Origin of the sequence: Streptomyces celluloflavus, from assembly GCA_000720995.1 — a bacterium.
Classification (GTDB): domain Bacteria; phylum Actinomycetota; class Actinomycetes; order Streptomycetales; family Streptomycetaceae; genus Streptomyces; species Streptomyces celluloflavus.
Map to the genome: position 1 here is coordinate 21799 of JOEL01000039.1, position 17542 is coordinate 39340.

Annotated in this window: 15 protein-coding genes; 8 read left to right on the forward strand and 7 right to left on the reverse strand. The window is 73.0% G+C overall.

Annotated features, from left to right (window positions below; genetic code table 11):
• Positions 1–12: 12 nt before the first annotated feature.
• Together IH09_RS27445 and IH09_RS27450 are read right to left on the reverse strand one after the other, a co-directional pair.
• A complete protein-coding gene (locus IH09_RS27445; RefSeq protein ID WP_052860179.1) occupies positions 13–390 on the reverse strand; it encodes a PLP-dependent aminotransferase family protein in 378 nt (125 codons plus the stop codon).
• Positions 371–1060 carry an ArsR/SmtB family transcription factor gene (locus IH09_RS27450; RefSeq protein WP_052860180.1) on the reverse strand — a complete coding sequence of 230 codons (690 nt, stop codon included), beginning with the start codon at positions 1058–1060 and terminating at the stop codon, positions 371–373. The genes IH09_RS27445 and IH09_RS27450 overlap by 20 nt, the downstream gene beginning before the upstream one ends.
• Positions 1061–1656: 596 nt before the next feature.
• On the opposite strand from IH09_RS27450, the gene cseB reads away from it, so the two are divergent.
• The 4 genes from cseB (at position 1657) to IH09_RS27470 (ending at position 7261) form a co-directional block, all read left to right on the forward strand.
• Positions 1657–2352 carry a two-component system response regulator CseB gene (gene cseB, locus IH09_RS27455; RefSeq protein WP_094790787.1) on the forward strand — a complete coding sequence of 232 codons (696 nt, stop codon included), beginning with the start codon at positions 1657–1659 and terminating at the stop codon, positions 2350–2352.
• A complete protein-coding gene (locus tag IH09_RS27460; protein ID WP_205379169.1) occupies positions 2349–3620 on the forward strand; it encodes a sensor histidine kinase in 1272 nt (423 codons plus the stop codon). The genes cseB and IH09_RS27460 overlap by 4 nt, the downstream gene beginning before the upstream one ends.
• A 263-nt stretch (positions 3621–3883) precedes the next feature.
• The gene (locus IH09_RS27465; protein ID WP_052860208.1) at positions 3884–4627 is read left to right on the forward strand and encodes an ABC transporter ATP-binding protein; all 744 of its coding nucleotides are present in this window, start codon (positions 3884–3886) and stop codon (positions 4625–4627) included.
• 69 nt (positions 4628–4696) lie between these two features.
• Entirely contained in the window at positions 4697–7261 is a 2565-nt protein-coding gene (locus IH09_RS27470; protein WP_052860182.1) for an ABC transporter permease, read from the forward strand.
• 387 nt (positions 7262–7648) lie between these two features.
• Here IH09_RS27470 and IH09_RS27475 read toward each other — a convergent pair whose 3' ends face one another.
• The gene (locus IH09_RS27475; protein WP_052860183.1) at positions 7649–8593 is read right to left on the reverse strand and encodes a LysR family transcriptional regulator; all 945 of its coding nucleotides are present in this window, start codon (positions 8591–8593) and stop codon (positions 7649–7651) included.
• A gap of 120 nt (positions 8594–8713) precedes the next feature.
• Here IH09_RS27475 and IH09_RS27480 point away from each other — a divergent pair, with 120 nt between their 5' ends.
• Genes IH09_RS27480 through IH09_RS27495 form a run of 4 tightly spaced genes read left to right on the forward strand, consistent with a single transcriptional unit; the run spans position 8714 to position 13031 of the window.
• Complete coding sequence (locus tag IH09_RS27480; protein WP_052860184.1) at positions 8714–9895, forward strand: CaiB/BaiF CoA transferase family protein; 1182 nt, start codon at positions 8714–8716, stop codon at positions 9893–9895.
• 35 nt (positions 9896–9930) lie between these two features.
• Positions 9931–10722 carry an enoyl-CoA hydratase/isomerase family protein gene (locus tag IH09_RS27485; protein ID WP_052860185.1) on the forward strand — a complete coding sequence of 264 codons (792 nt, stop codon included), beginning with the start codon at positions 9931–9933 and terminating at the stop codon, positions 10720–10722.
• A gap of 42 nt (positions 10723–10764) precedes the next feature.
• Entirely contained in the window at positions 10765–11928 is a 1164-nt protein-coding gene (locus tag IH09_RS27490) for an acyl-CoA dehydrogenase family protein (protein ID WP_052860186.1), read from the forward strand.
• Positions 11925–13031, forward strand: coding sequence for an acyl-CoA dehydrogenase family protein (locus IH09_RS27495; RefSeq protein ID WP_052860187.1), 1107 nt, complete (start codon positions 11925–11927; stop codon positions 13029–13031). The genes IH09_RS27490 and IH09_RS27495 overlap by 4 nt, the downstream gene beginning before the upstream one ends.
• Here the strand turns inward: IH09_RS27495 and IH09_RS27500 are convergent.
• The 4 genes from IH09_RS27500 to IH09_RS27515 all read right to left on the reverse strand — a co-directional run bounded on the left by IH09_RS27500 (position 13000) and on the right by IH09_RS27515 (position 17514).
• Entirely contained in the window at positions 13000–13836 is an 837-nt protein-coding gene (locus tag IH09_RS27500; RefSeq protein ID WP_052860188.1) for a methyltransferase, read from the reverse strand. The two genes, IH09_RS27495 and IH09_RS27500, sit on opposite strands and share 32 nt — an antisense overlap.
• A gap of 210 nt (positions 13837–14046) precedes the next feature.
• Positions 14047–15039 (reverse strand): adenosine deaminase, encoded by a 993-nt coding sequence (add, locus tag IH09_RS27505; protein ID WP_052860189.1) that lies wholly within the window; start codon positions 15037–15039, stop codon positions 14047–14049.
• A gap of 362 nt (positions 15040–15401) precedes the next feature.
• Entirely contained in the window at positions 15402–16523 is a 1122-nt protein-coding gene (locus IH09_RS27510; protein ID WP_052860190.1) for an FAD-dependent oxidoreductase, read from the reverse strand.
• A 97-nt stretch (positions 16524–16620) separates the two neighbouring features.
• A complete protein-coding gene (locus IH09_RS27515; protein ID WP_052860209.1) occupies positions 16621–17514 on the reverse strand; it encodes an NADP-dependent oxidoreductase in 894 nt (297 codons plus the stop codon).
• Positions 17515–17542: the final 28 nt, after the last annotated feature.

The window sequence follows — 17542 nt, forward strand, 5'->3', positions numbered from 1 at the left end:
CGTCAGTCGGCGTCAGGGCTGGGGGAAGGGCCGGCGATCAGGCCGTCGGCGCTTCGAGGCCGGCCGACAGCGGATCACGCCGTCGGCGATGCCGCGCTCGGTGCGTTCGGCCGGATCCGGGCCGTGGTGGGTGGTGGCGACCGGGCGGGAGATCAGGGGCTCGACGCCGCCGCGGCCGGGAGTAATGGCGAAGGGCGCCAACCGGTTGCCGGTCGTGGCCGTCCGTGCGGCGTCCGCATCGCGGGCGGCGCTGAGCATGCCGCCGCCGCGCGGCTGCGCGTGCGTGATCTGCTGCCGGCCGGTGGCCGGGACAGGGTGGTGCGCGCGGGGCCCGCCGGGGCCGAGTGCGGCGGGCCGTCGGCCGGTGCACTCATCTGAGGTCCGCGGCATCGACGGGCATCTGCGACAGACGCCATTCGAGCATCCCGTCGGTGAGGCGGAGGGCGCGGCGGCCGAGACCGGTCAGCAGGCTTACGGCTTCGTAGGCGAGGACGCAGTACTCGTCGCGGCAGTAGACAACGATCTCGGTGTCCTCGGGCAGCTCGTCGATCCGCTCGGCCAGCTCCTCGACCGGGATGGAGACCGCGGCCGGAATATGCCCGGCCCGGTACTCCTCCACCGCCCGCACATCCAGCACGACGACCTCCCCGGCCGCCACCCGCACGCGCAGCTCGTCGTGGGACACCTCGGCCGCGCCGTGCTCGCCGAGGTAGGCGTCACGGGCGGCGGGGACGGCGGCCTGGTGGTTCTCGGCGACCTTGCGCAGCAGCGCGAACAGCTGGGCCACGTCGTCGCCGGCGAGCCGGTAGTGGATGCGGACGCCCTCCCGGCGGGTGGTGACGAACCCCGCCTGCTTGAGGACCTGCAGATGGGCCGACGCCGTGGTCAGGTTCAGCCCGGCCGCCTTCGCCAGCGCGTCGACGGAGCGCTCGCCCTGGGCCAGCAGCTCCAGCAACTCCAGACGCTTTCCGCTGGCCAGGGCCTTGCCGCTGGCCGCGAACGCGTCGTACAGCCTGACCTTCGTCGCACTCTTCGCGTTCTCCGGCAACCCATCCTCCATAAATCCATGGATAAGTGTAGCGGGGTGGGAGCCGGTGGCCGCACGCGCCCTTCAGTCCGGAGATCTTGGAGGGCGCTGGGGGCTTCGAGGGCGTTCACCTGCTGCTGCCCGTTGGCGAACGGCTCGGCAGCAGCGCCTGTCTCGGTGCGTGGAGCGCCGGCACCGCCCGGGAGCTGCCGAGTCCGTCGTGCACTGACGCTGTCGGCCCGTGAGCCGGGCCACCCACGCGCGGGTTTGTATCCGCCGCGTATCAGGCAGCGCTTGGTTGTCCATCGAGTTACCGCGCCGGGCCACGGGGGAGAGGCGGGACAGTAACTGTGGTGGAGGTGGTCCAGGCGTCTTCCCGAGGTCGTACTGTCCGCTCTGACCTGGGGTTTCGATGAGGACGGATGCGGGGGAGGGGCGGCCGTGTGTCCGCTGCGTGACTGCTCGCCGCGCCCGGAGTCTGCCTTATCGTTTCTTGCGGTTCTCCGGTTACCGGTTCTCCGGCTCCGCGGTGAGTATCCAGGGGGCCGACGTCGTATCACCGCCCGAACAGGAGGCAGCTGCCCGTGTCCTCGTCCGCCCCGGCTGGGGTCTCTGCGCGACCTGTTCGCGTGTTGCTGGTGGAGGACGACGATCTGATGCGCCGGTCCTTCGCCGTCGCCCTGGAGCGCTACGGCTACGAGCTGCGGGTCGCGGCCGACGGTCTCGCGGGGCTGGAGCTCTTCCGCGAGGAGAGCTTCGACCTGCTGATTCTGGACGTGATGCTGCCCGGTCTGGACGGGATCGGCCTGTGCCGCAGGGTCCGGGAGACCAGCCTGGTGCCGGTCCTGATGATGTCCGCGCGCGGCGACGGACTCGACGTCGTCGCCGGTCTGGAGGCCGGGGCGGACGACTACGTGGTCAAGCCCGTGGACACCTACGTGCTCGTGGCCCGTATCCGCTCGCTGCTGCGGCGGGCGACCTACGCGCCCGCACCGGTGGCCGAGCCGGCCGCGGACGACGTGCCGCCGCCTTCCGGGGAGGGCCTGCTGGTCTTCGGGGACCTGGCCATCGACACCGGCGGCCTGGAGGTGTCGGTCTCCGGCAGCCCGGTGGCGCTGACCCCGACCGAGCTGAAGCTGCTGCTGGAGTTCGCCGCGCACCCGGGCATCGTGCTGGAGCGGCACACCCTGCTCCGCAACGTCTGGGAGTACGGCTGGGACGGCGACAGCCGGGTCGTGGACCTGTGTGTGCAGCGGCTGCGCAAGAAACTGGGCCGGGACCGGATCGAGACGGTCCGCGGCTTCGGCTACAAGCTCAGGCGCTGAGGCCGGTGCGTCCGTTCCGCCGGCTCCGGCCGGACCGCGTGCCCCTGCGCTGGAAGATCGCGGGGCTGGCCGCGGCCACCGCTTGCCTGGTCGCGGTGGTGGTGGGCGTGCTGGTGCACCTCTGGACCGCGCACGACATCCGTGCCCGCGCCGAGCGGGACGCGTTCAACAGCGTGTACGCGGCGATGGATGTCCACCGGCGTACCGGAACGCTGGTGGACGGTGCCGAACTCGATCCGGCCGCGCTGCCCACCGCACTGCGACACCCCTCCGACGGCGACCGGCACACGGTCTACGACGGGCGCGTCGAGGGGAATCTGGGCCCGAGCTTCTGGGCCGCCCAGCGGACCGGCGACCCGGGCAGCCCGGTGCTGGCCGTCCGGGTCAACATGAGCCCGGAGCTCAACACCCTGCGCCGGCTCGACGTGACCATGGCGGTGGCCTCGCTGGTCGCCCTCGCGGCGGCCACGCCCCTGGCGGTCTACGGCGCCGGGCTGCTCGGCCGCCGGCTGCGGTGGGTCTCCGAGACCGCGGGCCGGATCTCCGCCGGGGACCTCGATGCCCGGACCGGGCCCACCAAGGGCCGTGACGAGGTGGCCGACATCGCCGCCACCGTCGACCTCATGGCCGACAGTCTCGGCAGGCGGCTGCGGAGCGAACGCCGGTTCACCGCGGATGTGGCCCATGAACTGCGCACACCCGTCGGCGGGCTGCTGGCCGCCGCCGACCTGCTGCCGCCCGGTGAGACGGAGGACCTGCTCCGGGCCCGGGTGCGCGATCTGCGCGGCCTGGTCGAGGACCTCCTGGAGATCTCCCGGCTCGACGCCGGTGCCGAACTGCCGGTCCACGCCCGTGTCCCGCTCGGCGCGGTCGTCTCCGATGCCGTGACGCGCACCGGCCTCGACACCGAGGTCGACATCGTCGACGTACGGAGCGGCGAGGCCGTACAGACCGTGGAGACCGATCCGCGCCGCCTGGAACGGATCGTCGGCAACCTCGTCGTCAACGCCCACCGGCACGGCGGCGCGCCGGTGCGGGTCACCGTCGAAGGCCGCACGGTCGTGGTGCGCGACCACGGCCCCGGCTTCTCCCGGGACCTGCTGCGCGACGGACCGCGCCGCTTCCACACCGGCGCGGCCGAGCGCGGCTCGGGCCACGGCCTGGGCCTGACCATCGCCCTGGGCCAGGCCCGGCTCCTGGGCGCCGAACTGCTTCTGGACAACGCCCCGGACGGCGGCGCCGTCGCCACCCTGCACCTGCCGGCCTGACCGCCCGCGCCCACAGAACCGCCGGCACCACAGAGCCGCTGCGGAACCGCCGGCACCACAGAGCCGCTACAGAACTGCCCGCACCACAGATTCGCTGCAGAACCGCCCGCACCACAGAACCGCTACACAGCGGAGCGGACGCCGATACACAGTGGCTCAGGCTCCGATACGTTCCGCGGACACCCTTCGAAGTGCACCGTTTCGCACTTGACGAGGAGTCTCCCGTGACCGCCGAACCCTTCGCCCCCCATGCGCCGCAGCCGATGCCCACGATCACGGCCGCCACCTCCGGTCTGACGAAGGTCTACGGGAGCGGCGACACCCAGGTCGTCGCCCTGGACCAGGTCAGCATCACCTTCAAGGAGGGCGAGTTCACCGCGATCATGGGCCCCTCCGGCTGCGGTAAGTCCACCCTGATGCACTGCGCCGCCGGGCTCGACTCGCCCACTTCCGGCTCCGTGCGCATCGGCACCACCGAGCTGAGCACGCTCAACGACCGCCGGCTCACCCAGCTGCGCCGCGACCGGATCGGCTTCATCTTCCAGGCGTTCAACCTGCTGCCGACGCTGACCGCGCTGGAGAACATCACGCTGCCGCTGACCATCGCCGGACGCCGGCCCGACCCGCAGTGGCTGGAGCGCGTGGTCGCCATGGTCGGCCTCGCCGGGCGCCTCGGCCACCGGCCCGCACAGCTGTCCGGCGGGCAGCAGCAGCGCGTCGCGGTCGCCCGCGCCCTGGCCGCGCAGCCCGCGATCATCTTCGGCGACGAGCCCACCGGCAACCTCGACTCCCGCGCCGGGGCCGAGGTCCTCGGCTTCCTGCGCGACTCGGTACGCGAACTGGGCCAGACCGTCGTCATGGTCACCCACGACCCCGTCGCCGCCGGCTACGCCGACCGCGTGGTCTTCCTCTCCGACGGCCAGTTGGTCGACGAGATGACCCGCCCCACCCCCGACCGGGTCCTGGACCGGATGAAGTCCCTCGACACCCGCTCACGCACCAGCTGACCCGCCCCGCCCCAGGACCGCATCAGCCCCCGGCTCGCATCGCCGAGCCACGTCCCCCGGAAGCCACCCATGCTGAGAACAGCCCTGCGCAACATCCTGGCGCACAAGGCCCGTCTGGTGATGACCGTCCTCGCGGTCTGCCTGGGCGTCGCATTCGTCTGCGGCACCCTCGTCTTCGCGGACTCCACCGCCGCGGCCCACCGCGCCGCCGCGTCGAAGAACTTCGCCGACATCGCGGTCACCGTGACCGCGAAGGAGCCCCCGCCCGGGAGCTCCCCGGACCAGCACACGAGCGTGCTCGACGACGCGCTCGTGCGGAAACTGGCCGCCGTACCCGGTGTCGCCGCCGTACGGCCCTCGGTTGACGGCTCGGCCGCCTTGAACGCGGCGGACGGCACCCCGCTGCGGACCGGCAAGAGCGGGTCGAACCTGGCCGGCGCCTACGTACCGGACAAGGACGGCGCGGACAGCCGCTACCCGCTTCTGAAGGGCCACGCCCCGAGGAACAGCGGTGAACTCGCCCTGGACAGCGGCACCGCCGAGGCCGGCCACTTCCGCATCGGCGACTCGGTCACGCTGGCCACCGACGGCCCGGTCATGACCAAGCGCCTCGCCGGCATCGTCAGCACCAAGGACACCCGGGTCACCGCCGGCGGCACCCTCACCCTGTTCGACAAGGCGACCGCCCAGAAACTGTTCGCCACCCCGGGCCACTACACCGCCATCGACCTGTCCGCCGCACCCGGCACCGACCAGTTCGCGCTCTCCCGCAAGGTCGCCGGCATGCTCCCGGCCGAACGGGCCGAAGCCACCACCGGCGCCGCCCAGGCCAATCAGCAGGCCATCCTCGTCGACACCCTGACCCGGGGCTACGAGAAGCTGCCGATGGTCTTCGCCGGGGTCGCCCTCTTCATCGGCTCGTTCCTCATCATCAACACCTTCACCATGCTCGTGGCGCGGCGCGCCCGTGAGATCGCCCTGCTGCGGGCGATCGGCGCCTCGCGCCGCCAGGTGGCCGGCTCCATCCTCCTGGAAGCCCTCCTGGTCGGCCTCGCCGCATCGGCGGCCGGATTCCTGCTCGGCCTCGGCATCGCCGCCGTACTGCCCGACATCCTGAGCACCGGCGCGACCACCCTGCCCCACGGCCCACTGGTGATCGGCCCGCGCCCGGTCGCGGCGGCGCTCGTGGTCGGCGTGGGGGTCACCCTGCTCGCCGCGTGGCTGCCCTCCCGCCAGGCGGCGAAGGTCGCGCCCGTCGAAGCGATGCGCTCCGCCGCGCAGCCGCCCGCCACCGCCCGGCCCCGGATCCGTGCCGTGGTGGGGCTGGTCCTCCTCGTCGCCGGCGCCGGTCTGCTGATCTCGCTCACGGGGGCGAAGGATGCCTCGGAGGAGAACCTGCGGAGCGCGATGCTCGGCTGCGCCGTCCTCGTCGTCGCCCTGATCGTGCTCGCGCCGCTGCTCGCCGCACCCGTGATCCGGCTGACCGGACGGCTGACCGGCGGCTTCGGGATCGTCGGCCGGCTCGCACGAGAGAACGCGCTGCGCGATCCGCGGCGCACCGCGGCCACCGCCGCCACCCTCATGATCAGCACCGCACTGGTGACCGGGCTCGCCGTCATCGGAAACTCCACCGGGCAGGCCCTCGACCGCCAGGCCGCGGCCGGCCTCGGCGCCGACTACGTGATCAGCTCCCGCACCACCATGACCGGCATCGACCCGGCAGCCCTGGGGCGGGTGGCCGGCACCTCCGGGGTGCGGACCGCGGCCGCCGTCACGGACTCCACCATGGTCGCCGGCGGCCATGTCCGGACGATCTCCGGCATCGACCCCGACAGCGTGAACGCGGTCATGAAGCTGGACTTCACCAGCGGCTCCGCGAAAGACATCGGACCGGGCCGGATCGCCCTCTCCGGCACCGTCGCCCGGGAACACGGTGTGCGCGCGGGCGGCAGCATCGACGTCCGCATGGGACGGAGCCAGGACCTCAAGAAGTACACCGTTGTGGGCGTCTACAAGGACAATCCCGTCGCCCACGACGCGCTCGGCGCCCGCAGTGAGGTGGCGCAGCACAGCTACCTGCCCGGTTCCGTCCAGCGGCTCCTCGTCCGTACCGAAGGCGACGCAACCTCGAAGACCCTTCAGGAGCAGCTGCGCACCGCCGTGGGCAACAGCCCGCTGCTGAAGGTGCAGGACCGCGGCGAACTCGTCGACGAGGCCGCCGGCGTCGTGAGCGGCCTGCTCGACGTGATGTACGGGATGCTCGCCATCGGCGTCGTGATCGGCGCGCTCGGCATCGTGAACACCCTGGCCATGTCGGTCGCCGAACGCACCCGCGAGATCGGCGCACTGCGCGCCATCGGCATGGACCGCGCCGGTATCCGGCGGATGATCCGTCTGGAGGCGGCGACCGTCGCCGCGTTCGGCACCCTGCTGGGCCTGGCGGGCGGAGTGTTCGGCGCCTGGGCGGTCGGAGCGCTGGCCAACGGGGCGCTGGAGCAGTACTCCCTGGTGCTGCCCTGGGGGACGCTGCTGCTCGTGTGCCTGCTCTCCCTCGTGATCGGTACGGCCGCCGCCGCCGTCCCGGCCCGCCGGGCAGCCGCCCTGAGCCCGCTGGAGGCTGTCGCGGAGGGGTGACACCGGCCGCGCGGGCGCCGCCGGCCGCGCACCGGTGCCGATCGGCCGGTCCCCGGCGCTGCTCGGGTACGGCGGCGTCCGGGTCGGCAGCGGCCGGAGCGTGGACCTCGGCGATCCGCACCGCCGCCTCGCCCTGCCGGCCGGTCGGCCGGCAGGGCGTTCAGCATCTGAGTGTGACGGTTCGTCAGGCGGTGGCCCGCACGGTGGGACGATCGCGGCGCCCCGCTCCCGGCCGCGCCGGTTGACGAGCGCGGTCGGGGGCGGGGCAGCAGCCCCACCGGAGTGCCGATGCCGAACCACCGGGCCGGCGCCCCGGTTTCGTCCTCGCCCGCCACGCCCACCGCCCCTTCCGCTCCGGCCATGACCCCAGCGGGCCGCGGCCGCCCGTCACGAGCTGGAGGGAGTGCCCTGGCCGCCCTCCGGCCTGTCGCTGCCCGACAGGTCGAAGGCCGCGAGCATCCCGAGGACCTGCTGTACGGCGGCGTCGGGGCCATCGGGGCGGTGGACGGCGGCGACCGCGGTCTCCAGATAGGGGGAAGCGCCGCGCAGGGGTCGGCAGGTCACACCGGGGATCCCCAGCGAACGCACCTGCGCGGGGGTCAGTGCCAGGCAGAGGCCGGCGGCGACATAGCCGAGCAGTCCCGGCAGGTCGTCCGCCCGGCCCCGGGGGCGGGGGGTGAAGCCGGCCTGCGCGCAGGCGAGCGCGACCTGCTGGGTGAGGCCGGGCAGCGCGCCGGGTTTGGGGAGCGCGAACTCCTGCTCGGCGAGTTCGCTCAGGTCGAGGGAGGGCTCGGCGGCGAGCGGGTGGCGTTCGGGGAGGGCCGCGACCAGCCGTTCCACGCCGATCTGCCGGACGGTCAGCTGGTCTGCGCCGGTGACCGGGAGGCGGACCAGCGCGAGGTCGAGCGTCCCGGTGTGGAGCATGCCGAGCAGCTCCGCGGAGGAGTGCTGGCTCAAGTGCAGGCGCAGACCGGGCAGTTCTGCGTGGGTGCGGCGCAGCAGGCGCGGCAGGAGGTCGTAGCCGAGGCTGCTGATGAACCCGAGCCGGAGCTCGCCCTCGTGGCCGCTCGCGATCCGCCGGACCCGGTCGATGGCGGCGGCCTGTGCTTCGAGCAGCCGCCGGGCGTCTTCGGCGAACGCGCGGCCGGCCGGGGTGAGCCGTGCGCCACGCGGGCCGCGGTCGAACAGGGCGACCCCCAGGCCGCGCTCCAGCCGCTGGATCGCCTGGCTGAGCGGTGGCTGGCTCATGACGAGCCGCTCGGCGGCGCGGCCGAAGTGCTGCTCTTCGGCCAGCACGACGAACTGCTGGAGGAGGCGCTGGGTCAGTTCCATATGGCGAAGCATATGAGATGCGGCAGAAGGAAGTATTGGACGATATGGGGCGCAGGGGATTTGACTGCATGTCAACAGACCGGCGTGCGAGCCGGTCCCGATGAAGATCGGAGACATGCCATGTCGTCAGGACGGCAAGAGACCGGCGGTGGGGGCCCGTTGAGCGGCGTGCGGGTGGTCGAACTGGCCAGCGTGATCATGGCTCCCTACGCGGCGCAGCAGCTCGGGGACCTCGGGGCGGACGTGATCAAGGTCGAACCGCCGACCGGCGACATGACCCGCCACTACCCGCCGACCCGCAACCCCGGAATGGGCGCCGCGGCGCTCAACCTCAACCGCAACAAGCGCAGCGTCGCGATCGACCTCAAGGCCCCGGGCGGCCGCGACGCGCTGCTCGCCCTGATCGCGACCGCGGACGTGTTCATCACCAACATCCGCCCGCAGGCCCTTCGGCGACTCGGTCTGGGCCCCGAGGACGTGGCGGCCGTCAACTCCCGCCTGGTCCACCTGAACGCCCAGGGCTTCCGCAGCGACTCCGAGCTCGGCGGACACGCGGCCTACGACGACATCGTGCAGGCCGCCTCCGGACTGGTGTGGCTGAACGAACAGGTCAGCGGCGTCCCGTACTTCGTCCCCACCGTGGTCGCCGACAAGATCTGCGGCCTGGTGATCGTGCAGTCGGTGCTCGCCGCGCTCCACCACCGTGACCGCACCGGTCAGGGGCAGCACATCGAGGTCCCGATGGCCGACACCATGCTGGCCTTCAATCTGGTCGAGCACCTGGCAGCGGCGACCCTCGACCCGCCACAGGGCCCGATGGGCTACTCGCGCGCGCTCAGCTCCCGGCGCAAGGCCGCCCGCACGGCGGACGGCCGGATGTGCATCCTGCCCTACAGCGACCGCAACTGGCGCGACTTCTTCACCTTCGTCGGCCGCCCGGAACTGGCCGACGATCCGCGCTTCGGCTCGCTCGCCGACCGCGCCCGCAACGCCGACGAGCTCTACGCACTCATGGAGGAGTTCTCCCCCCGGCACACCAGCGCCGCATGGCAGGAGTTCTGCGATTCGGCCGGCATCCCGGCAGCCCCGGTGCTGAGCCTGGACGAGGCCGCCGCCAGCGACTACGCCACCGAAGGCGGCCTGCTGCGGACGGCCGAGCACCCCACCGAGGGCACCTACCGCCTCATCGGCCAGCCCGTGCGCTTCCGCACCACCCCCACCGGCCTGCACCGGCACTGCCCCCGGATCGGCGAGCACACCGAGGAGGTCTTCGCCGAGATCGGCTACCGCCCCTCCGCCTGAACCCGCAAGCCCACCACACCCGGAATCGAGGACCCATGAGCGAACAGGAACCGCTGCGCGTCGAGCACCGGCCGAACGGCGTCACCGTGCTCACCTTCGACAACCCCGACCGACGCAATCCCATGACCAGGCGGCTGACCGAGCAGTGGCAGCGCACCATGCGGTCCCTGCGCGAGGCCCCCGACCTGCGCGCCGTCGTGGTCACCGGCACCGGCCCCGCGTTCTGCTCGGGAGCCGACCTGGGGGAACTCGCCGACGCGCACGGCCAGGGCCTGCCGGCCGCCCGCGCCCACCTGTCGGCCTTCTACCGGACCTGGCTGACCATCCGCGACCTGCCCGTCCCCACCGTGGCGGCCGTGGGCGGCCACGCGGTGGGTGCCGGACTGGCCCTGGCCCTGGCCTGTGACCTGCGCTACGCCGCCGAGGAGGCGAAGCTCGGCGCACCGTTCGTCCAGCTCGGCCTGCACCCGGGCATGGCCACCACCGCACTGCTCGCCGAGGCCGTCGGCCTGCCGCGCGCCCGTGAACTCCTGCTGACCGGACGGCTGGTGAGCGGCGCGCGAGCCGCCGCCCTGGGCCTGGTGCACGAGGCCCTGCCCGCCGACCAGGTGCTGCGGTACGCACTCGACGTGGCCGACGAGGCAGCCGCCGCCGCCCCGCTGGCGGTGCGGCTGACCAAGAGCGGCCTGGCCCAGGGACAGCCCACCGTCGAACAGGCGCTGACCTGGGAAGCGCTCGCCCAGCCGGTGACCGTCACCACCGACGACTTCCGCGAGGGCGTCCAGGCCCGCCGAGAACACCGCCCCCCGCGTTTCACGGGCGCCTGACCACAGACCGCTTCCGCACCCCTACCTGTGAGGAGTACCCCCATGGCCCTCTCCGTCCTTGGCGCCGGGGCAGTGCAACTGCCCCCCGAAACACGGCAACTGCGGCAGGAAGTGCGCGACTTCCTCGATGCCGAGCGCGCCGCCGGCACCATCCTGGGCCGGCCCGACTCCTGGCTGACCGGCTGGGATCCCGCCTTCACCCGCCGCCTCGCCGAACGCGGCTGGGTCGGCATGGCCCTGCCGCAGAAGTACGGCGGCGTCGGGCGCGGCAACCTCGAACGCTATGTCGTCATCGAGGAACTGCTGGCGGCCGGCGCCCCGGTCTCGGCCCACTGGGTCGCCGACCGGCAGGCCGGGCCCTCCATCCTGCGCCACGGCACCGAAGAGCAACGGCGCCACTTCCTGCCCAGGATCGCCGCCGGCGCATGCTTCTTCTCCATCGGCATGAGCGAGCGGGACAGCGGCTCGGACCTGGCCTCGGTGCAGACCCGGGCGGTGCGGACCGACAACGGCTGGCGGCTGACCGGCACCAAGATGTGGACGGGCGGGGCGCACGTCAACGACTACGCGATCGTGCTCGCCCGCACCGAAGACTCCGAGGACCGCCACGCCGGGCTGAGCCAGTTCATCGTCGACCTGCGCGATCCGCACGTCCGCACCGAACCGATCCGCCTGCTCAGCGGTGAGCACACCTTCAACTACTGCCACCTGGAAGGCGTCGAGCTCGCCGACGACGCGCTCCTCGGCCGCCCCGGTGACGGCTGGCAGCAGGTCACCGGGGAACTGGCCCTGGAACGCAGCGGGCCGGAGCGCTTCCTGTCCACGCTGCCGCTGCTGACCGCACTCGTCGGACAGCTGCGGCGGACCACGTGCGGCCCGGAGCAGCACGCCCGGGTGGGCCGTCTCACCGCGCGCCTGTCCTCGATCCGGCAGCTGTCGCTGGGCGTGGCCGCCGCCCTGGAGGCCGGCCGGCCAGCCGATGTGCACGCCGCTCTGGTCAAGGACCTCGGGACCCGCTTCGAGGGCGAACTCGTCAACGCGGTCCGCGAGATCCTGCCGGTCACCGCCCGCTTCGACGCCACTCGCGGCACCTATCCCGAACTGCTCGCCACCGCGATCCTGCACTCGCCGGGCTACACGCTGCGCGGCGGCACCAACGAAATCCTGCGTGGCATCATCACCCGAGGTCTGGAGCTGTCCTCATGAGCACCGAATCCCTCCTCGAACGCGCCGCCGCCGTGCTGGCCGGAGCGCAGGAGACCGACGCCCGGGAGCGGCCCGCCGAGTCCGCCCGGACGGTGTGGGACGAGCTGCGCGCCGCCGACGCCCTGCCGCCGCTCGACACCGATCCGGCCGCTCTGGTGGCTCTGGTGTGCGAGGCCGGCTACCGCGGTACCCCTGCTCCGCTCGGCGAGACGCTGCTCGCCGCGCGTCCGCTGCTGGCCGCGGCCGGGCTCACCGTCCCGGACGGGCCGCTCACGGTCGCCTCCGGACCGCTCGACGCACGGTTCACCCACGTGGACACGGGCAGCAGGGTCGGCCCCCTGGGTGCGCGCGGCACCGACGACGCCCTGCGCGTCAGCGGCACCCTGCACCGGGTGCCGTGGGCCCGCGCCGCCGACGCCGTGGCCGTGCTGACCGAGGGGCCGTCCGGTGGGCCCGTGCTCCTCCTCCTCGAAGCCGCCGAGTGCCGACGGGCCGAGGGCACGAACCTGGCGGGCGAGCCCAGGGACGATCTCGTCCTGACCGACGTGGCGGTCCCCGCCGAGCGGGTCCGCCGGGTCCCGGCCGCACTGGTCCGGGAGGCGCAGTGGCGTGCCGGCCTGGCACGGGCCGCCCTGATCGCCGGCGCGGCACGCCGCTGTGTCGAGCTGACGGTCGCCCATACAACGTCTCGCGTGCAGTTCGGCCGTCCGCTGAGCCACTTCCAGGCCGTCAAGCAGGAGGAGGCCAAACTGGTCGAGGAGGCGGCCCTGATAGCGGCGGCCGTCGAGGCGGCCGCCGCCGCTCTCGCCGATCCGGGCACCGCTGCCGATCCGGACACCGCCGAGTTCGCGGCTTGCGTCGCCGCCGCGCAGGCTTCCGCCTCGGTGGCCGAGATCACCCGCATCGCCCACCAATTGCACGGCGCGATCGGTTTCACCGAACTCAGCCCGCTCCACCTGGCCACCACCCGCATGTGGTCCTGGCGCGATGAGGACGGCAGCGAACACGCCTGGTTCCGGAGGATCGGGCGGCGGGTGGTGGAAGGCGGCAGCGACCGGCTCTGGCCGCAGGTCACCGGAGTGGGCGGCGACCCCAGCAGGTGATCAACGGCGCGGTGGTGACGTCCAGTTCCTGCTCCGGCTCCCGGTCCGGGTCCTCACGCAGGTTCGCCAGGTGCTCCTCGATCTCCGCGGGGGTGGCCAGCCCGGCCGCGACCAACTGCTCGCGCAACTGGCGCACGGTGGCGGCCTCCAGCTCCCGGCAGGCCGGCGAAGTGACCGGGAAGTACGCCTCGGCCGCCACCTCGCGCAGCCCGGCGGCGCGCAGCAGGGCCGGCAGGGTGCGGCCGAAGGCGAGGTCGGCGCCGCGTTCGGCGAGCAGGGACCGGAAGCCCTGCCGGATCCGGTTGGCCAGCTCCTGGGCCGGGCCGCGTTCATCGGGGCAGGCCAACGGCTGCAGCGCGGGATCGGCGTCCTCGATGACCAGCCGGCCGCCCGGCCGCACCGCCGCGGCCAACGTGCGCAGCACCTGGGCACGTTCGGGCAGATGGACGAGCACGAGCCGGGCATGGACCAGGTCGAAGTCCCCGCCCGGCGGCTCCTCCCTGACCACGTCGTGGCGGAGCACCCGCACCGGTGCGCTGTCGGGTCCGCCGTCGGCCGCCCCGGTCAGCCAGGTGGTGTCGAGGTCGGTCACCAGCACCTGCCCGGTCGGCCCGACCCGGGCGGCGAGCGCGGCCGGCAGGGAGGGGCCGCCGGCCCCCACCTCCCAGCAGCGCAGACCCGTCAACGGCCCCGGCCGCTCCAGATGCCCGAGCGTCCACGGATCGAAGAGCTCGGCGAACGCCTCGAAGCGCCGCCCGGCCTCCCGCTGCCGGTTGTCCAGCAGATACGCGTTGTCAGCTGCCATACCGCCCATCCTGCCGCAGCCGGGGCGGGCCTCCGGCAGCGGCCGGGTTGGCGGTGCCGGCTTGGCTGCTCGGATCTGTGCCGCGGACGTCGTGGGGGCGCCCGCCTGGACGGGGTCAGGGCGGCGAGTGCCGCGAGGACGGCCATGGCGAGGCCGCAGCCGGCGAGCACCTGGGCGGAGGCAGGCTCCTTCCGCGGTCTGCCGTCGCCTTCAGTCGCCTGCCGGACCGTCGATCCAGCGGCCGATCCCGTGCACTGCCGCCTCGACCGGGTCGCCGGGGGCGGCGGAGGCCCGAAGAGAGGTACGCGCGACCTCGGCGAGCGTCATATCGCTCAGCCCCAGCTGCTCGCGGCAGCGCCGGTACTCGGTGAGCAGACCGGTGTCGAACAGCAACGGGTCGTCGGCGTTGACGGTGCACCGGATTCCGGCGGCCAGCAGGCGCGGCAGCGGATGCTCGCGCAGGGAGGGCACAACCGAGAGCAGGACATTGCTGGTCGGACAGACATCCAGCACTGTTCCCGCCGCGGCGAGCCGGGCCACGAGGTGCGGATCCTCCAGGCAGCGGACACCGTGCATGACTCGCCGGGCGCCCAGAAGATCGACGGCCTGGGCGAGGCTGTCGGCGCCCAGCAGCTCTCCCGCGTGCGGCACGACGGCCGGCCCGGCCCGGCGCGCCAGGGCACACGCGTCGGCGAAGGGAGCCGGCGGGTGGCGCGATTCATCGCCGTCGAGTCCGAACCCGACCACGCCCTCGCCGACGAAGTCGGCAGCCAGCCGGGCGATCTCCCGCGCCCGGTCCGGGCCCTGGCCCCGGTTGGCGGCCAGCACGAGGCCGACCCCCGCCCCATGGCGGGCCTCGGCCGCACGCGCGGCCTGCACGAGCACCCGGACGGCCTCCAGGTGTGGTCCTAATCGTCCCGCGAACAACCCCGGCCACACGGACACCTCGATCCACACCGCACCAGCCGCGACGGCGTCCTCGGCGATCTCCGCCATCACCCGGGCGACATCGTCGGGCGTGCGCAGACACGCGGCGGCGGCCGTGATCGTCGCGGTGAAGTCGTCGAACGACCCGTATTCGGACGGCAGCGGCGCCTCGATACCCGCCTTGCCCGCCAGGTCGGCCAGCGTCGATGCACGGAGGGCACCGTCGAAATGCAGGTGCAGATGCGCCTTGGGCAGGGAAGCGAGGTCACGAAGCATGGAACGGATTCCCCTTCCTTTTCTCTCGGTGAGACGTTGCGTCGGGGCGACTGCCGAAATCACGCTACCGAACACGGCATCCTTCGGATAAGTGCTCTCCACCAGCCGCTCCGGGCCCGTCGACACGGTTGTGTGGCGGCCGTGCAGTGCCGGGAGTGGGCGGCTCCTGGAGGGCGTTGCCAGAACCGCCCGCCCTGCCGGGACTCGCGGCGACGCCTTTCGCTGTCCCCGGGGTCGAGGACAACGAGCGGCTCACAGTGCAGACACACCCGGGCGCGCAACGGACCCCACCCGGCCCCCGGAAATCCCGACTACCGCGCCCAGATTCCGACTACCCGTCCTTGGGCCCCACAGCGAATGGCTCATTCGGTCCGCTCGCCTCGGGTGAAGAAGTTGATCACCTCCTGGGACGTGGGGTTGTGGGCGGCTACGGCGGTGGCCGCGGCGCCGCGGGGGAACAGCGCCTGCTCGTATGCGGTGAGGGCCGTCTCGATGTCGCCGGGGTGTGCGACGAGGGCCTTGCCGAGTTCGGCGCCGTCCTGCATGGCCACGTTGGCGCCTTCGCCATTGGGGGTCGCGAGGTGGGCGGCGTCGCCGAGGAGGGTCACGCCCGGCACCCGGTCCCAGCGGTGCCCGGCTGGCAGGACGTGGAGGGGGCGCAGGACCGGTGCGGTCTCGCCGGCGGTGACCAGGGCGATGAGTTCCGGTGCCCAGCCGTCGAACTCGGCCGCGATCCGCGCGGCGGCCGCGGCGGCATCGGTGAAATCGATGGCGGCGAACCAGTCCTGCGGCTTGGTCAGTGTGAGGTAGTTGCGGAGGGTCCCGCCCCTCTCCCGGTGAACCACGAACCACTTCCCGTTCGCGTCCGGGTCGAGTGCGACGAGCGTTCCGCCGCCGACCGCTTTCGCGGTGGCCGGGTGCCGGGTGTCGGCGTCGTACACAGAGGTCTCGACGACGGACCGGCCGGCGTACTCGGGTGTGGCGGTGGAGAGCAGCGGGCGGACCCGTGACCACGCGCCGTCCGCGCCGACCAGCAGGCTCGTGACGGCGGTGGTGCCGTTGGCGAAGGTCACCTCGTGGCGGCTCTCGCCGAGGGTGCGGACGCCGGTGGCCTTGTGGCCCCATCGGACGGTGCCGGCCGGGAGCGAGTCGAGCAGGAGCTGTCGCAGTTCGCCGCGCTGCACCTCGGGGCGTCCGCCCGTGCCGTCGTCGGCCTTGTCGAACAGGACGGTTCCATTCCGGTCGAGGAGCCGTATCGCTTGGCGGCCCTCCAGTATGAGGCCGCGGAACTCGTCCATCAGGCCAGCCGCCGCGAGGGCGAGTTGGCCGTTGCGGTCGTGGATGTCGAGCATTCCGCCCTGCGAACGCGCCGTGGGGGAGGGTTCGGCCTCGTAGACGGTGGCCGGGATGCCGTGGAGGTGCAGGACGCGGGCGAGGGTGAGGCCGCCGAGTCCGGCGCCGATGATCGTGACGGGGGTGTGCATGAGGGCTCCTTGCGTGTCGCACAACTGCCGGGCGGGCCCGGCAGGATCGCTGGAAGGAATTCGGCTCGCGGGGCCGTGCAACTGCGCGGGAAACGGCTCAGACCAGCACGACCCGGCGCCCGCGCGTGTGACCGGCATGGCTGTCGATGTGCGCCGCCGCGGCCTCGGCGAGCGTGTACGACTTCTCGACCGGGATGTGGAGCTTTCCCCGGGAGATGAGGCCGGCGGCCTCGGCGAGCGCTTCCGGCACGCTCCCGGCCACGCCGGAGTATCGGGCACCGAGCTCCGGCGCGGCGAGATCGGCGATGGAGACCACCTTCTGCGGATCCCCGGTCAGCTCGACGAGCTCGCGGATCACGCCCGAGCCGGCCAGATCGAGGGCCGCATCGACATGGCCGAGCCGCCGCACCCGCTCGACCCAGCCCTCGCCGTACGTCGTGGCGAGGGCACCCAGGCTGCGCAGATAGTCCTGGTTCGCGGCCCCGGCCGTGCCGATCACCGTGATGCCGCGGTCGCGGGCGATCTGCAGCACCGCCGATCCGACTCCTCCGGACGCACCGCTGGCCAGCAGCGTCTGCCCGGACCGCACACCGGCCTGGCGGATGATGCGCAGCGCGGTCTCCACCACGGAGGGGTACCCGGCCGCCTCTGCGAACGTCAGCCCCTCGGGCATCCGGGCCCAGGCCGACAGCACGGCGAACTCGGCATAGGTGCTCGAACCTTCGCCGAACACGTGGTCGCCGACCTCGACCCCTTCGACGCCCTCGCCGACCTCGTCCACCACCCCGGAGGCGTCCTGCCCCACGCCGGCGGGCAACTCGATCGGACGGACCTTCTGGAACTGGCCTTCCCGGATCCTCCAGTCGACGGGGTTCACGCCCGCCGCCCGCACGGCGATGCGTATCTGGCCGGGGCCCGCGTGGGGCTCCTCGGCGTCCACGAGTTGCAGAACGTCCGGACCGCCGAACTCGGCGAAGCTCACTCTCTTCATGCGGTCGAACATAACACTAACCGTTAGG

Bases quoted from the DNA above. Each gene is read 5' to 3' on its own strand.
- IH09_RS27445 (WP_052860179.1), bottom strand. From the start codon at position 390: ATGCCGCGGACCTCAGATGAGTGCACCGGCCGACGGCCCGCCGCACTC.
- IH09_RS27450 (WP_052860180.1), bottom strand. From the start codon at position 1,060: ATGGAGGATGGGTTGCCGGAGAACGCGAAGAGTGCGACGAAGGTCAGG.
- IH09_RS27465 (WP_052860208.1), top strand. From the start codon at position 3,884: ATGCCCACGATCACGGCCGCCACCTCCGGTCTGACGAAGGTCTACGGG.
- IH09_RS27470 (WP_052860182.1), top strand. From the start codon at position 4,697: ATGCTGAGAACAGCCCTGCGCAACATCCTGGCGCACAAGGCCCGTCTG.
- IH09_RS27475 (WP_052860183.1), bottom strand. From the start codon at position 8,593: ATGGAACTGACCCAGCGCCTCCTCCAGCAGTTCGTCGTGCTGGCCGAA.
- IH09_RS27480 (WP_052860184.1), top strand. From the start codon at position 8,714: ATGTCGTCAGGACGGCAAGAGACCGGCGGTGGGGGCCCGTTGAGCGGC.
- IH09_RS27485 (WP_052860185.1), top strand. From the start codon at position 9,931: ATGAGCGAACAGGAACCGCTGCGCGTCGAGCACCGGCCGAACGGCGTC.
- IH09_RS27490 (WP_052860186.1), top strand. From the start codon at position 10,765: ATGGCCCTCTCCGTCCTTGGCGCCGGGGCAGTGCAACTGCCCCCCGAA.
- IH09_RS27495 (WP_052860187.1), top strand. From the start codon at position 11,925: ATGAGCACCGAATCCCTCCTCGAACGCGCCGCCGCCGTGCTGGCCGGA.
- IH09_RS27500 (WP_052860188.1), bottom strand. From the start codon at position 13,836: ATGGCAGCTGACAACGCGTATCTGCTGGACAACCGGCAGCGGGAGGCC.
- add (WP_052860189.1), bottom strand. From the start codon at position 15,039: ATGCTTCGTGACCTCGCTTCCCTGCCCAAGGCGCATCTGCACCTGCAT.
- IH09_RS27510 (WP_052860190.1), bottom strand. From the start codon at position 16,523: ATGCACACCCCCGTCACGATCATCGGCGCCGGACTCGGCGGCCTCACC.
- IH09_RS27515 (WP_052860209.1), bottom strand. From the start codon at position 17,514: ATGAAGAGAGTGAGCTTCGCCGAGTTCGGCGGTCCGGACGTTCTGCAA.